The organism is Micromonospora sp. CA-111912 (assembly GCF_050948415.1).
Taxonomy (GTDB): domain Bacteria; phylum Actinomycetota; class Actinomycetes; order Mycobacteriales; family Micromonosporaceae; genus Micromonospora.
Genome location: NZ_CP192007.1, coordinates 5,431,917 through 5,445,998, shown reverse-complemented (window position 1 = coordinate 5,445,998; position 14,082 = coordinate 5,431,917). Strand labels below are relative to the sequence as shown.

Here is a 14,082-nt window from a genome sequence, read left to right as displayed (position 1 = left end):
GGTGCCGGGCGGCCGAGGCCCGACGCGCCGCGCGGGTCAGGCGCGGACGGCGTCGCGGGCGTCCAGCGCCTGCCGGTAGAGCCGGCCGGCCCGGTACGACGAGCGCACCAGTGGACCGCTCATCACCCCGGCGAAGCCGATCTCCTCGGCCTCCTCGCGCAGCTCCACGAACTCCTCCGGCTTGACCCAGCGGGTCACCGGGTGGTGCCGGGGCGTCGGGCGCAGGTACTGCGTGATGGTGATCAGCTCACAGCCCGCCTCGTGCAGGTCGCGCAGCGCCTGGGACACCTCGGCCCGCTCCTCGCCCATGCCGAGGATGAGGTTGCTCTTGGTGACCAGGCCGTCGGCGCGGGCCTGCCGGATCACGTCCAGCGAGCGGTCGTACCGGAACGCCGGCCGGATCCGCTTGAAGATCCGGGGCACCGTCTCGACGTTGTGCCCCAGCACCTCGGGGCGCGAGCCGAAGACCTCGGCGAGCTGCTCGGGGACCGCGTTGAAGTCGGGGATCAGCAGCTCCACGCCGCAGCCCGGCTGGAGGGCGTGGATCTGGCGGACCGTCTCGGCGTACAGCCAGGCGCCGCCGTCGGGCAGGTCGTCGCGGGCGACACCCGTGATCGTGGCGTAGCGCAGGCCCATCGACACCACGGACTCGGCCACCCGGCGCGGCTCGTCGGCGTCGAACTCGGCCGGCTTGCCCGTGTCGATCTGGCAGAAGTCGCAGCGCCGGGTGCACTGGTCGCCACCGATGAGGAAGGTGGCCTCCCGGTCCTCCCAGCACTCGTAGATGTTGGGGCAGCCGGCCTCCTGGCAGACGGTGTGCAGCCCTTCGCGCGAGACGAGCCCGCGCAGCTGGGTGTACTCCGGCCCCATCTTGGCCTTGACCTTGATCCACGGCGGCTTGCGTTCGATCGGTGTCTCGGCGTTGCGCGCCTCGATCCGCAGCATGCGCCGCCCCTCGGGGGCGACCGTGGCGGTACGCGCAGCGGGGCTGGTCGTCGGCTGCTCGGTCGGGGGCGTCGTCGGCGCGAAGTGCTCGATCGTCACGAATCGAGCCTACGCCGGACGGTCGCTGTCGATGGACGTGAGGCGACGGCCGTCACCCCCTGATTCCTGTGACGCCGCCCACCGCCACCGCCGAAAATCCCGTTACCCGCCCCCGCCAGGGGTGCTAGCTTGCGGCAGAGCTGTGACGGAGCCGAGTAGCGCGCCGCCCCGCCAGTCGAGAGAGCCGCCGTTCGCTGCGAGGCGGTCTGGCGTCGGTGCGCGAAGACCCTCCCGAGCTGCGGGAAGAACGGCGTGCGCGTGGCAGCCCTGTCGACGCCCGTCCAGTAGATCCCGCCCGGCTGGCCCCGGTCATCAGGCGACGAACGAGGCCCCCGCGCGAGCGGGGGCGAAGGTGTGGTGGCACCGCGAGGACCCGCTCGCCCACACCTCCCGGGGCTGAGGCGATGCTTCGCCGCCCTGCGGCGGCGAAGGCGTTGCGATCGATCGAGGAGCAGCCCACCATGCAACGCATCCTGTCCACCCAGCTCCCCGCCCACGCCGGCGCGACCGTCCGGGTCGCCGGTTGGGTGCACCGCCGCCGGCTGCTCAAGTCGGTGACGTTCCTGATCGTGCGGGACGCCGCCGGCCTGACCCAGGTCGTGGTCACCGACCCGGCCGTCCGCGCCGCCGTCGAGGCGCTCACCGAGGAGACCGTCGTGGAGGTGGTCGGCACGGCCACCGCGAACCCGGCGGCCCCCGCCGGGGTCGAGCTGACCGACCCGACGGTACGACCGTTCGGCCCGCCCGCCGTCCCGCCCCCGTTCGACCTGTACCGGCCGGCGCTGACCGCGAGCCTGCCCACCCAGCTCGACCACGCGCCCGTCGCGCTGCGCCACCCGACCCGCTCGGCGGCGCTGCGGATCTCGGCGGCGGCGGTGGCCGGCTTCCGGGCCGCCCTGGACGCCCGCGACTTCGTGGAGATCCACACGCCGAAGGTGGTCGGCTCGTCGACCGAGTCGGGCGCGAACGTCTTCGCGCTGGACTGGTTCGGCCGGCCCGCGTACCTGGCCCAGTCGCCGCAGTTCTACAAGCAGCTGATGGTGGGCGTCTTCGAGCGGGTGTACGAGGTCGGGCCGGTGTTCCGGGCCGAGCCGCACGACACCGTCCGGCACCTGGCCCAGTACACCTCGCTCGACGCCGAGCTGGGCTTCGTGGCCGACCACCGCGACGTCATGGCCGTGCTGCGGGACACCCTCGCCGGGATGCTGGCGACCGTGGCGGACCGGGCCGGCGACGCCCTGGCCACGCTGGGCGTGACCCCGCCGGAGTTGCCGGCGCGGATCCCGGAGGTGCACTTCACCGAGGCCCTGCGGATCGCCGGCGCCCCGGCCGACGAGCCGGACCTCGCCCCCGCCCACGAGCGGGCGCTGGGGAAGTGGGCCCGCGCCGAGCACTCCTCGGAGTTCGTCTTCGTCACCGGGTACCCGATGGCGAAGCGGCCGTTCTACACCCACCCCGACCCGGCTCGGCCGGCGTACTCCAACGGGTTCGACTTGCTGTTCCGAGGGCTGGAGCTGGTCACCGGCGGGCAGCGCCTGCACCGGTACGACGACTACCTGGCCGCCCTCGCGGCGCGCGGCGAGCCGGTCGGACCGTACGCGGGCTACCTCGACGCGTTCCGGCACGGCATGCCGCCGCACGGCGGCTTCGCGATCGGCCTGGAACGCTTCGTCGCCCGCCTGGTCGGCGCGGCCAACGTCCGCGAGGTCACCGCGTTCCCCCGAGACCTGCACCGGCTCACCCCCTGAGCGGCCGATCCCTGCTCGACGCCTACGCGGCGTCACGGCCCGGCCGGTCGCGCGTCCCCGTCACCCACCGTTAGGCATGCCTGGATGGCGGGGTGGCTGCCTCAGGCCACCCCGCCACGACTACCCCTGACCTGTGTCGACCCCGCCCACCTCAACCCCCCACTCCGCCCCTTTGCTCTGCACCAACCCACGCAACAGGCACGGGCAGTAACTGTTGCGTGGGTTGGTGCAGAGCAAAGGGAGTGGGGGAGGGGTGGGTGCTGGGGACGGGTGGTGACGGTGCGTCAACGGAGTTGTCGGTCGCGTTGTCGAGCACCGACGGGCAGTGTGCCGGGCGCGTCCGGCCGGGGAGGGCGCGGGGACTCCGGAGGGAGCGCAGGGGAGCCGGTGGAGCTGGGGGCGGATTGCACCGCGCCCGGGCAGGTCGCGCCGGGTCAGACCGGGCCGGTCAGGCCGGGCCGAGGAGGTCCCAGGGGTTGCCGGCGATGTCGCGGAAGACGGCCACCCGGCCGTACGGCTCGGTGCGCGGGGGCTTGACGAACTCGACGCCCGCGTCGACGAGGCGGCGGTGGGTGGACTCGAAGTCGTCGACCCGGAGGAAGAAGCCGACTCGGCCCGCGGTCTGGTTGCCGACCGCAGCCTCCTGCCGCTCCCCGTCGGCGCGGGCCAGCAGCAGGCCGGTGCGCGCGCCCGGCGGGCGGACCACCACCCAGCGCTTCGGGCGGCCGTCGTTGGTCAGCGAGGGACTGTCCTCGACCAGCTCGAAGCCGAGCAGTTCGGTGAAGAAGGCGATGGCCGGGTCGTACTCGGCGACGACGAGGGTGACGAGGTCGATCTGCATCCGCCGAGCCTAGAAGGCCGCCGAACCTGGAGGCCGCCGAACCTGGGCGGCTCAGGCGGCCAGGGTGGGCAGGTGGCGCTCGACCACCGGCAGCACGTCGGCGACGGTGATCGGGCGGCCCAGTTCCGCGGTGAGCGAGGTGACCCCGGCGTCGCGGATGCCGCACGGCACGATCCGGTCGAAGTACGTCAGGTCGCAGTCGCAGTTGATCGAGAAGCCGTGCAGGGTGACTCCCCGGGCGACCCGGATGCCGATGGCGGCCACCTTGCGGGCCGGGCCCCTCGCGTCCTCGGGCACCCAGACGCCGCTGCGCCCCTCGACCTGGCCGGCGGCCAGCCCGAACTCGGCGCAGACGTCGATCAGCAACTGCTCGGTGCGGCGCACGTACGCGACCACGTCCACCGGGTCGGGCAGCCGCACGATCGGGTACCCGACGAGCTGCCCCGGGCCGTGCCAGGTGATCTTGCCGCCCCGGTCGACGTCGACGACCGGGGTGCCGTCCATCGGCCGGTCCCACGGCTCGGTGCGCTTGCCCGCGGTGTAGACGCTCGGGTGCTCCAGCAGCAGCACCGTGTCGCCGCGCTCGCCGGCCACCACCGACTCGTGCAGCCGCCGCTGCTCGTCCCACGCGGCCTGGTAGTCGAGCACCCCTGCACGTACGGCGGTCAGCCCCGGAATCGTCGCGGTCACGCCCACCAGCCTAGTCCCGTACCGGCCGGTCACCTGCGGTGAGCCGGCTCACCACCGACGTGTCGGGGGTCAGGCCGGGGGGACTTTCCACAGCCAGACGTCGTCGACGCGCTGTGGGGGGCCGAGCAGGGCGGTGGCGGTGCGGCGCAGGGCCTCCTCGTCGAGGTCGTACTTGGCGCCGTGCACCCGGTCGGCGAGCACCACCACCTCGACGTCCCAGTACCGCAGGTCGGCCAGGGACTCCTCGACGCTGCCCTCGGTGATGATCGGCACCAGCCCGGTGCTGCCGGCCTGGTCCATCAGGGTGTCGAAGGTGCGCGGCGGCGGGCCGATCCGGCCCCGGCCGTCCGGGCCGCCCGGGCCGAGGAAGAACCCGGCCGGGATGCGGAACTCGCCCTGCCGGTGGGCCAGCGCGTACGCCTGCCAGCGCTGCCCGTCCGGGGTCACGTCGAGGGTCAGCGGCAGCGGGGTGAGCACCCCGCCCGGGGAGACGTACTGTCGCCAGGTGCCGGCCGTGACGAACGCAGGCACCGGCTCGCGGGCGCTGGTCAGCAGCGGGGTGGGCAGCAGCGGCAGCAGCGCCGCCGCGAAGCCGAGGCCCCAGGCGGCGGACGCGGCGCGGCGCCGGGGCGGGTCGGCCCGCAACCGGTCGACGGTGTACGCCAGCAGCAGCCCGATCACCGGGGCCACCACCAGGGCCAGCCGGGACGGCAGGGCGGCGTTGACCACCGGCAGGTTGTCCAATAGCAGGAACGGCAGCGGCCGGTCGGTACGCTCGCCGTTCCACTTGGCCCGGGGACCCCAGGACAGCACGGCGAAGACCACGCCGGTGACGCCCAGCGCCCACACGGTGGCCCGGCGGGCCCGGTCCCGCCGCCACAGGTAGCCGAGGCAGACGACGGCGAGCAGCAGCAGCGGCACCCCGAAGAACGAGTTCTCCTCGGTCGGGTTGGGCGCGAGCGAGGTGCCCAGCCCGGCCTCGCCGGCCAGCGACCGGCTCGGGTACGCCCCGTACGCGGCGACGTCCTCGGAGTGGACGATCGAGTCGAAGCCGGTGCCGTGGAACCGCTGCGGCCCGGCGAAGTGCAGCCACAGCGGGTACGCCAGCAGCACCCCGGCGGTCAGCGCGGTGACGCCCAGCCCGCGCAGGAAGGTGGGCAGCGCGGCCCGGGCGGCGGCCCGCCGGCTCGGGTGCAGCGCCCAGACGGGCAGGAAGACGCCGAGCGCCAGGGCGGTGAAGAACAGCCCCTCAGCGGCGATGGAGAAGGCCACCGCGACGGCGACGCCGAGCACGATCCCGTCGCGCAGCCAGTGCGCGGTGCGGCGCAGCGCGAACAGCCGCCAGACCAGCAGCGGCACCAGCCAGCCGGCCGTCCAGTTCAGGTGGGCGTTGGCGTGCGACACCATGCCGGGGGAGTACGCGACGAACAGCGCGCCGATCGCCGCCGCGAGCCGGCTGTGGACGAACTGCCGGGACAGCAGCAGGTACCAGGCCACCGCCGTGGCGGCCAGGTTGAGGGTGAGGATCACCAGGAACGTTGCCGGCGGCCCGACCAGGTACGTCAGCGGGGCGAAGACCGCGGCGTACACGGTGATCGAGGTGTTGACCGCGAGGTTCACCCCGTCGGGGACGTTGACCAGGTACGTGAACAGCGGGTTCTCGCCGTGGGTGAGCGCGTGCCCGCCGAAGGCGAGCAGCCACTCGAACAGCGCCTGGTCGCTGGAGTTCACGGTGATCGCCCGCTGGTCCGGGTCCCGCCACAGCCCGCTGGTCACCCAGACCGCGAGCGCCAGCGCGACGAGGACGACGGCCAGGTCGGCCCGCCGGTCGCGGCTGCGTGCCGGGGTGGCGGCGGGGGCGGGCGTCGGTCCGGTGGCCGGGGACGGAGAGGACGGCACGCAGCGGACGTTACCAACCGGACCTGGACACGCCGGTCAGACACGGAGGCTTGACCGCTTGCAGTCCCGGAGCTGCGCGACTGCCGACGGGGTTGCGCGCGGGCCCCTCGGCCGAGGTTGCGCGCGGGTCCCCTCGGCGCCGAGGCCCCCGCGCTCAGTCGTGCAGGGCGGCGCGCAGGGCGCCCGGCAGGTCGGGATGGCGGTAGGTGAAGCCCGCCCGGGTCAGCGCCCCCGGGAGGACCCGGGTGCTGGTCAGCGCCTCCTGGGCGAAACCGCCGAGGGCCACCTTGAGGGCCAGCGCCGGGATCGGCACGACCGCCGGGCGGTGCAGCTGGCGGGCCAACTCCCTGGTGAACTCGGCGTTGGTGACCGGGGCCGGGCCGACCCCGTTGACCGGGCCGGCCACGTCGTCGCGGTCCAGCAGGAACTGCACCACGCGCAGCCAGTCGACCATCGAGATCCACGGCAGCCACTGCCGGCCGCTGCCGAGCCGCCCCGCGACGCCCAGCTTGAACGGCAGGAGCTGCGGCTTGAGCAGCCCGCCGTCGCGGTGCAGCGGCAGCCCGGTGCGCAGCCGGACCACCCGTACCCCGGCGTCCTCGGCCGGCCGGGTAGCCGCCTCCCAGACCCGGCAGACGTCGGCGAGGAAGCCCTCGCCCGCCGGGGCGTCCTCCTCGACCACCCGGTCGCCCGTGTTGCCGTACCAGCCGACGGCCGAGGCGTTCAGCAGCACCGCCGGGCGGTCGGCGGCCGGCATGCCGGCGATCGTGATGGCCAGCGTGGTGGTGGTGTCGACCCGGCTGGACCGGATCAGCCGCTTGTACGCGTCGTTCCACCGCTTGTCGCCGACGCCCGCGCCGGCCAGGTTGATCACGGCGTCGGCGTCGGCGACCACCGCCGGGTCGAGCTGCGCGCCGGACGGATTCCACCGCCGCTCGTCGGGGGTACGCGCCGACCGCCGGACCAGGCGGGTGACCTGGTGCCCGTCGGCTTTCAGGCGGTCGACCAGCCGGGTGCCCAGGAAGCCGGACGCGCCGGCCATGAGGATGCGCATACCCATATCTTCGGGCACGCGGCCCTGATCGGATGCGGCGAGCGGATCTCGATCACGATGCGGGGGCCGAGATACGGGGCCGACCGGCCAGGGCCCGGGCCCCGCCGGCCGACGCTGCCCGGCCAGTCGACGCTGCCCGGCCAGTCGATGCTGCCCGGCGGGTCGATGCTGCCCGGAACCGGTGGGTGGTGCTGGCCGAGTCGGCCGACGGCCGGCTCGGCGTCCCGTCGGCCCGCCGGACGGAACCGGATCCGGCATGATCACGCTCGTTCGTGGAACTAGTGGGATCGTCGCCGGTGAGTGGCCACTAATTCCATGTTTCTGCGGGACCGGGTCAGGCTAGCCCCGCTGGCGGCGGACGCGTGCCCACGCCAGGAACCGGTCGAAGAGCTGCCCCGGCTGCGGGGCGTCGTGCGGGTTGAGGGTGTACAGGTGGCCGGTCGCCTCGTGCAGCAGCCCGGCGAGGTAGATCAGCAGCGCGATCCGGTCGTCGGCGTACTCCCGGAGCAGGGTGAGCCGGGCCGTGGCGCACGGCCAGGGGGCGGCGCAGGCCCGGCAGAGCCAGAGCGGGCGTAGCGGCAGGTGCCGACCGGCCCCCGTCACCAGCGACCGCCGTTGTTCCGCCGGGTCCGCGCGCCCGATCCGGCGGGCCCGTCCCGCCAGCGGGTGTTGCGCGGCGGCGGGGCCGGCGGCTCGGTGGGCGGGGTCGCGTGCCGGTCCGGGCAGGCCGTCCAGCGCAGGCCGCACGAGCACCAGCGCTGCCATCCGCGCCAGGTTCGCCGGTGGCGCGGGCCGAGGGGAATCGGCTCCGCGCCGCGCTGCAGGCCCGGCCACATCACCGCCACCCCTCGGGTACGCGGAATCGCTCCTTGCCAATCGTCGAGTGCACGCCTTCCCGCCTTTCCTCGCCGGATCGGTGGGGTGGCACCCGGCCGACCGGGGGAATGGTCGACCGGGCGCGTCCTGCGCAGGACCACCGGCTCCGGGTTTGCAGACCAGGGAGCCAGCCGTCACGAACTTATACTTACTACTGCTCATAGGTCAACCACCGGCTACCACTTACTTGTCTGTAGAAGGGGAGCCGTGATCAAATGGCGGTGCAGACCAGGGAGAGCACATGCCCGCCAAACCGAAGTGGGCGCAGCTCGCGGATCTCATCCGCGGGCAGATCGCGTCCGGAGAACTCGTCCCCGGTGACAAGTTGCCGTCCACGTCCCAGTTGTGCAAAGAGCACGGCGTGTCGGCCGGCGTGGTGAACCACGCCATGATCGTGCTCAAGACCGAGGGCTTGGTCGAGGGCGTTCACGGGCTCGGGGTGTTCGTCGCCGAGCGGCCGGCGGGCTGACTGATGCGTCCGTGACTGGCGCGTCGTGTCCGAGTGGACCGACGCCGCCACCTCGTTACGCTGGCCGCGATGAGGAGGCGGCATGCTGCTGAGCTTTCGGGTCGCCAACGTGCGGTCCTTCCGCGACGAGCAGGAGGTGCTGCTCGTCGCTCAGGCGGCGGACGACACCCGATGGGTACGCGACGTCCGGCTTGAGGCAGGACAGGAGTTGGCGGTTTACCCGCTCATCGGCGTCTTCGGAGCCAACGCCTCCGGCAAGTCGAACCTGTTGATCGCCCTCTTCGAGATGCGTCAGGCAGTCCTCCGCTCCTACGCCGACTGGGCGTCCAAGCCCGGCGTACCGCGAGAGGTCTTCAACCTCGACCCGGAGGCGGCCTCGCGGGTGTCGTTCTTCGAGATCGACTTCATCGACTCGGACATCCGGTACACGTACGGCTTTGAGTTGAGCGCCGAGCGCGTGGAGGGGGAGTGGCTGCACGCCTATCCCCGTGGCCACCGGCAGGTCTGGTTCGACCGGGACGCCAGCCGCGCGAGACAGTTCGAGTTCCCCAGCGAGCGGCTGAGGGACCGGGCGCAACTCGTCCGGTTGACCCGCCCCGATGCCTTGTTCCTCTCGGTCGCGGGTGCGAGCAACCACCCGCAGCTCGGCCCGTTGTTCGCCTGGTTCAGACGTAACCTGCTCTGGGCCAGCCCCGACAAGAACCTGCGAATCCGGGAGGACTTCACCCGCAAGGAGTTGCGTGGCGTGAAGCGTGACCGGATCGAGGCCCTGCTCCGCGTCGCCGACCTCGGCATCCAACGCATCGAACTCGTCGACCCGCATGACGCCTCGGCGGAGCAGGAGGTCCGGCTCTGGCACGCCGGGTCCCACGGCGACAGCTACCCGGTGGCCTGGGAGGACGAGTCGTTCGGCACCCGTTCGTGGTTCGCGCTCCTGGGGCCGGCGCTGATCGCCCTCGACGAGGGAAGGGTGCTCCTCATCGACGAACTGGACGCCAGCCTCCACCCACGGTTCGCAGCCGAGGTGATCCGGCTCTTCCAGGACCCGGAGGTGAACACCCAGGGCGGCCAACTGATCTTCACATCGCACGACGTGACCGTCCTCGGCGCCCAGCCCGGCGACCGCCTGCTCGACCCGGGCCAGGTGTGGCTGGTGGAGAAGGACAAGAGCGGGGCGAGCTCGTTGTTCCCGCTGACCGATGCGCAGCCTCGCCCCGGCGAGGACCTACTCGTCTCATACCTGGCCGGCCGTTTCGGCGGGGTCCCCGCCCTCAGTGAGGGGCAGATCGGACGGCGGCTGCGTACGCTGCGTGGCGCGGAGGGGGCCGCGTGACCGTGCGCAGGCGTGGCCGCGAATCGTACGAGAGGCTGCCCCGAGGGACCGCGCGTCGGCGGGACGTGTGGGTCTTCACCGAGGGGGAGTTGACGGAGCCTCAGTACGTCGACCTGGTGAAGGACCTCCAACCCGTCCGGCGCAACGAGGTCCACATCGCCAACGACACACGCCGTTCACGGGGCCAGCGGGGACGCGGCACGGGTGGTTCGGGCCGCAAGCCCATGGATCTGGTCGAGGACGCGATCGACCGGCTCGTCAGGCTACGGGAGCAGGTGCGCGGGCTGCCGGAAGAACTCATGCCGGTCGTCTGGTGCATCTTCGACCGGGACCAGCACGAGGACGTCGACCAGGCAATTGCCCGCGCCACCCGGGCCGGCGTGCGGGTGGCGTTCTCCCATCCCTGCTTCGAGTTGTGGCGGCTGCTGCACCACCAGCCGTACACCGCCCGGGCCAGCGGGAACTGCGAAGAGGTCGCCCGCCGGCTACCGGGCGTTGCTTCGTCGACGGCGCAGGAGCGTAAAGCCATCACCTTCGGCCAGATCCAGGGCGGTTTCGCCGACGCGAGAAAACGTGCCGTGCAGCTCGAACGGCAGTACGCCAGTCACGTGCCCTTCAGCCGACGCGATCCGTACACGGACGTCTGGAAGTTCGTCGAGGACCTCGGAGTGACCGAGTACTAGCTTCGGCGCTCTCGAGGTCGGCCCGGAAGGTGGCGGGGTCGAGGACAGGCGCGGTGGCGAAGGCGGCGACGACCTCGGCGCGCGGTACGAAGGTGCGGCGGCGGATCGGGATGAGCCTGCCGATCGGGGTGCCGTCACGGGTGATCGTGAAGGATTCTCCGCGTTCCACCCCGCGCATGATCGCGCCGGAGTCGTTGCTCGCGTTGGGTGATCTCGCGAGAAGCGTGCTCAGCCACGGGGGCGGTCTAACGAAATTGTGCTACAAGGTGCTACGCAGATCGCTCCTGCGGCGTGGCCTCGACCAGTGGCGCGAGGCGCGGAAGTAGCGGGTCGAGGGCGTTGGCGCGTACCACGAAGCGGGTGACGCCCCAGCGGCGCTCGTGCCCGGCTACCGCCGCGACGATCTCGTCCTCCGTGCCGATCAGCACGAACGGCGTGGCCAGCAGTTCGGCGACGGTGAGGCCGGTCCGGGCGGCCTGCTCGGCGGCGGCGGCCTCCGCGTCGTCGGTCACCAGCACGGTCTGCACCAGCGCCTCCAGGGCCGGCGGTACGTCCCGGCCCGCCGCCCCCTCGGCGACGCAGGCGAGCTGCGCCTCGATCTGGTCGGCCCGCCACCGGGCCTCGTGCTGGTGGCCGTCTTCGAGGGTACGGCCGAAGCCGGCCAGCCCGACCACGTCGGCGTGCGCGCCGGCCCAGCGCAGCAGCGTCGAGTTGGACGTCCCGACGGTCAGCGGGATGCGCTCCCGCACCGGCCGGGGCGAGGTCAGCCGGGCGGCGTGCACGGTCAGCTCGGGGGAGTCCACGGTGACCTCCTCCCCGTCGAGCAGGGCGCGGACCGCCTCGGTGACGGCGACGCAGCGGCGGACCCGGCCGGCCACGTCGGGGCGTTCCCGGCCGACCGCCCGCCACTCGGCCGGGGTGTGGCCGGCGCCGACGCCGAGGCGGGCCCGCCCGCCGGAGAGCACGTCGAGGGTGGCCACGTCGGTGGCGAGCAGCATCGGCTCGCGGACGCCGAGGTTCGACACGTACGAGCCGAGCCCGATCGTCGAGGTCACCGACGCGGCAGCGGCCAACGCGACGAACGGGTTCCCGCAGGAGCCCGGGTGGTCGGCGGCGAGCAGCGCGTCGAAGCCGGCGGCCTCGACCCGGCGGGCCAGGTCGAGCCAGCTCGCCGCGTCGGTGGGGGTGGCCTGGAGGGAGAAGGTCGCCATCGCCCCAGGGTGCGGCGTCCACGCACGTCGGGCCAGCGCACCGGGCCGGATTCTGCCGACCGGCGAATCAGCCGACCGCTGAACCCGGGACCGGCCGCCGGGATCCGACCCAACCGGGGCCGGGCCGGGTCCGATCGCCGGGATCCGCCCCGGCCGTGGTCGGGCCGGGGCGCGGCGGGGGCGGGGGCGGTGTCACCAGGCAGGCGGGGCGAGGCCGAACAGTTCCTCGGCGGTGCCGGCGTCGGCGCGCAGCGCGTCGAGCGCGGCGATGATCGTCCGCTCCTCGAAGCCGAAGTGCGACTCGATGATCGCGGTGAGGCCGTCCAGCTCGGCGAGCACCCGGGCGGCGATGGCCGGGTCGGCAGCAGGCGGGCCGGCGGCCAGTTCCTCGACCCGGCGCACGATGCCGTCGATCATCCGGTGGTCCTGGGCGAGCTTCTCCAGCACCGGGCGCAGCCGTGGTTCCTCCTTGGCGAGCACCCGGAACGCGCCGGCGTCCTCGCCGGTGTGGTGCGCCGTGAGGGCGGAACAGAAGCTGAGGCAGTGGGCCCGCAGGCTGCGCAGCCGGTCGTCGCCGGTCGGTGTCGCCGCGCCGGGTTCGAGGCTCGCCCGCAACCGGGCCAGCTCCTCGCGGAGCCAGTGGTGGATCTCGATCAACTGGGTGCCGAGCGCCGTGAGGCGGTCGCCCGGCCGGGGGGAAGGGTGCACGTCAGTCCCGTACGTTCCGCGCCTCCATGCCCTCGGCGGTCTCCTTGCCGGGTGCACCGCGACGCTGACGATGATCCTACCCACTGTGGCCGCCGCGCCGGCCCTGAGGGCCCGCACCCACAGAGTGGCCGCCGGGTGCCGGCCCTTGCCGGCCCGTGCCCGGCGTGGCGGCAGGCGAGCCGATCACGGCTGGCCGGGCGGCTGCCCCCCGGAGGCGTTCTTGCGCCACCGGGCCCGCCAGGCGGCCTCGCTCGCCTCGTGGCTGTCGCGCTCGCGGATGACCTCCTCGTGGAGGGCGAGCCGGCCCTCCGCCATGATGATCACCTCGGCCGCGACCAGGCCCACGCAGATCGCGGTCAACAGCGCCATGGCGGCCAGCCCGGGCAGGCGCACGCCGACCGGGATGCAGGCGGCGAGCACCACGACGGCGGCGACCCGGGTCCAGGACAGCGTGCGCAGCGTGCGGAACTGGAACAGCATGTTCCCGAACAGGTAGCAGGCCACCCCGCCGAAGAGCAGGGGCACGGCCGGGCCGTGCGCCGCCTCGCCGACGGGCACTCCGGGGCTGGTGATCCCGCGCACGATCTCCTCGGCGCCCAGGGCGAACAGGATGATTCCGGCGATCATCGGCAGGTAGAGGTAGGCGAAGGCGTCGCGGGCCATCGTCGCCCGGGGGCGGCCCTTCGCGGTGTGCAGCGCGATCCGGGCGGCCGGCCCGATGACGTCGTAGTGGGCCCACCACAGCGCCGCGGTGAAGAAGATGCCGAGGACGGCCGCGGCGATAGCCGGCCAGGTGGGCGGCTGGCCGAGCAGGTCGCTGCCGACGCCGACCGAGATGACCGACTCGCCCAGCGCGATGATCAGGATGAGGTCGTAGCGTTCCGTCCAGTGCTCCGCCGACGGCACCGCCCACCCCTCGGTGCCGAAGAGTCCCGTGCCGTACTGGAGCAGCACCACGGCCACCCAGAGCCCGTCCCGGGCCAGGGTCGCCCAGCCCAAATCGTCGATCAGGGAGGGGACCAGCGCTGCGGCGAGCAGCAGGAACGTGCTGAGCAGCACCTCCGGGGCGAACCGGAGAAGCTGCCGGCGCTCCTCCGGGCTCTCCCGCCCGGCGTACAGGTAGAGGAGGAACAGGTGCACGCCGCGGAGGACCACGTAGCTGACCGCGACGACCACCGGTCCGGCTGAGCCCTCGCCCGGATCGCTGAAGGCCTGGGGCAGCGCCAACGCGAAGCAGAAGAGCGCGGCCATCCCGACGACCATCAGCACCGGGACGAAGCCCTGGCCGAGCCGGATCCGGGTGGCCACCACGCTGTGCACCACCCAGGCCCACCAGAGCACGGCGAGCACCAGCATGGCGTGCAGCAGGGACGTGCCGGTGATCTCGGCGGCGGTCGCCCGGGTGATGATGAAGAACGAGAAGACGAAGACCAGGTCGAAGAAGACCTCGAACCGGTCGACCCGGGCGCCCGGGGCGATCGCCACGGCCGGGCCGAGCCTCCGCCGCCGGTTGCCGCCCACCCGTC

Annotated in this window: 13 protein-coding genes and 1 pseudogene; 4 read left to right on the top strand and 10 right to left on the bottom strand. The window is 73.2% G+C overall.

Annotation, left to right across the window (positions count from 1 at the left end; translation table 11 throughout):
- Positions 1-36: 36 nt before the first annotated feature.
- Positions 37-1,044, bottom strand: coding sequence for a lipoyl synthase (gene lipA / locus ACQPZO_RS22475; RefSeq protein WP_396671048.1), 1,008 nt, complete (start codon positions 1,042-1,044; stop codon positions 37-39).
- A 461-nt stretch (positions 1,045-1,505) separates the two neighbouring features.
- On the opposite strand from lipA, the gene aspS reads away from it, so the two are divergent.
- Complete coding sequence (gene aspS / locus ACQPZO_RS22470) at positions 1,506-2,792, top strand: aspartate--tRNA(Asn) ligase (protein ID WP_433351161.1); 1,287 nt, start codon at positions 1,506-1,508, stop codon at positions 2,790-2,792.
- Between the two features lie 448 nt (positions 2,793-3,240).
- Here the strand turns inward: aspS and ACQPZO_RS22465 are convergent, their stop codons facing one another.
- The 5 genes from ACQPZO_RS22465 to ACQPZO_RS22445 all read right to left on the bottom strand — a co-directional run bounded on the left by ACQPZO_RS22465 (position 3,241) and on the right by ACQPZO_RS22445 (position 8,041).
- Entirely contained in the window at positions 3,241-3,633 is a 393-nt protein-coding gene (locus ACQPZO_RS22465; protein ID WP_433343720.1) for a VOC family protein, read from the bottom strand.
- 51 nt (positions 3,634-3,684) lie between these two features.
- Positions 3,685-4,323 carry a lipoyl(octanoyl) transferase LipB gene (lipB, locus tag ACQPZO_RS22460; RefSeq protein WP_433343719.1) on the bottom strand — a complete coding sequence of 213 codons (639 nt, stop codon included), beginning with the start codon at positions 4,321-4,323 and terminating at the stop codon, positions 3,685-3,687.
- Positions 4,324-4,392: 69 nt separating this feature from the next.
- Positions 4,393-6,222 carry a DUF2079 domain-containing protein gene (locus tag ACQPZO_RS22455; protein WP_433343717.1) on the bottom strand — a complete coding sequence of 610 codons (1,830 nt, stop codon included), beginning with the start codon at positions 6,220-6,222 and terminating at the stop codon, positions 4,393-4,395.
- Positions 6,223-6,376: 154 nt separating this feature from the next.
- Positions 6,377-7,276: a TIGR01777 family oxidoreductase gene (locus ACQPZO_RS22450; protein ID WP_433343715.1), complete on the bottom strand. Its 900-nt coding sequence runs from the start codon at positions 7,274-7,276 to the stop codon at positions 6,377-6,379.
- A 339-nt stretch (positions 7,277-7,615) separates the two neighbouring features.
- On the bottom strand, positions 7,616-8,041 hold the full coding sequence (locus ACQPZO_RS22445; RefSeq protein ID WP_433343713.1) for a hypothetical protein: 426 nt from the start codon (positions 8,039-8,041) through the stop codon (positions 7,616-7,618).
- A gap of 326 nt (positions 8,042-8,367) precedes the next feature.
- Here ACQPZO_RS22445 and ACQPZO_RS22440 point away from each other — a divergent pair.
- The 3 genes and pseudogenes from ACQPZO_RS22440 (at position 8,368) to ACQPZO_RS22430 (ending at position 10,637) form a co-directional block, all read left to right on the top strand.
- Positions 8,368-8,621, top strand: a pseudogene (locus ACQPZO_RS22440) (winged helix-turn-helix domain-containing protein).
- An 82-nt stretch (positions 8,622-8,703) separates the two neighbouring features.
- The gene (locus ACQPZO_RS22435) at positions 8,704-9,954 is read left to right on the top strand and encodes an AAA family ATPase (protein ID WP_433343712.1); all 1,251 of its coding nucleotides are present in this window, start codon (positions 8,704-8,706) and stop codon (positions 9,952-9,954) included.
- A gap of 89 nt (positions 9,955-10,043) precedes the next feature.
- The gene (locus ACQPZO_RS22430; protein WP_433343710.1) at positions 10,044-10,637 is read left to right on the top strand and encodes an RloB family protein; all 594 of its coding nucleotides are present in this window, start codon (positions 10,044-10,046) and stop codon (positions 10,635-10,637) included.
- Here ACQPZO_RS22430 and ACQPZO_RS22425 read toward each other — a convergent pair.
- The 4 genes from ACQPZO_RS22425 to ACQPZO_RS22410 form a co-directional block, all read right to left on the bottom strand.
- A complete protein-coding gene (locus ACQPZO_RS22425) occupies positions 10,570-10,815 on the bottom strand; it encodes a type II toxin-antitoxin system Phd/YefM family antitoxin (RefSeq protein ID WP_433343708.1) in 246 nt (81 codons plus the stop codon). The genes ACQPZO_RS22430 and ACQPZO_RS22425 overlap by 68 nt on opposite strands.
- 91 nt (positions 10,816-10,906) lie before the next feature.
- On the bottom strand, positions 10,907-11,848 hold the full coding sequence (locus ACQPZO_RS22420; protein WP_433343706.1) for an LLM class flavin-dependent oxidoreductase: 942 nt from the start codon (positions 11,846-11,848) through the stop codon (positions 10,907-10,909).
- Positions 11,849-12,040: 192 nt separating this feature from the next.
- Entirely contained in the window at positions 12,041-12,556 is a 516-nt protein-coding gene (locus ACQPZO_RS22415) for a hemerythrin domain-containing protein (protein ID WP_433343704.1), read from the bottom strand.
- A 183-nt stretch (positions 12,557-12,739) separates the two neighbouring features.
- Positions 12,740-14,077, bottom strand: a complete 1,338-nt coding sequence (locus ACQPZO_RS22410; RefSeq protein WP_433343702.1) for a low temperature requirement protein A — start codon at positions 14,075-14,077, stop codon at positions 12,740-12,742.
- Positions 14,078-14,082 lie beyond the last annotated feature (5 nt).